This window comes from Haemophilus sp. HMSC066D02, assembly GCF_001810545.1.
Classification (GTDB): domain Bacteria; phylum Pseudomonadota; class Gammaproteobacteria; order Enterobacterales; family Pasteurellaceae; genus Haemophilus_D.
In genome coordinates this window covers 349851-350114 of the sequence record NZ_KV801805.1, presented here as the reverse complement: position 1 = coordinate 350114, position 264 = coordinate 349851, and the positions used below count along the sequence as shown (strand labels likewise).

The following is a 264-nucleotide window of genomic DNA, read 5'->3' as shown; positions in this document are numbered from 1 at the left end:
CAGCGACTGCAGCAAGCTCTTCTGCATCAGCAGCTGATAGCTCAGCAACAGCAGCAAGCTCTTCTGCATCAGCAGCAGATTCTTCAGCGATTGCAGCAAGCTCTTCTGCATCAGCGGCAGATTCTTCAGCAACTGCAGCAAGTTCATCCGCTTCAGCGGCAGATAGCTCAGCAACAGCAGCAAGCTCTTCTGCTTCAGCAGCAGATAGCTCAGCGACAGTTGCAAGCTCATCAGCTTCAGCAGCAGATAGCTCAGCAACCGCAG

Annotated in this window: 1 protein-coding gene; it reads right to left on the bottom strand. The window is 53.4% G+C overall.

Features of this window, described 5'->3' with window-relative positions; translation table 11 throughout:
* On the bottom strand, positions 1–264 hold a 264-nt coding region (locus HMPREF2750_RS10045), incomplete at both ends, for a hypothetical protein (protein WP_186821570.1).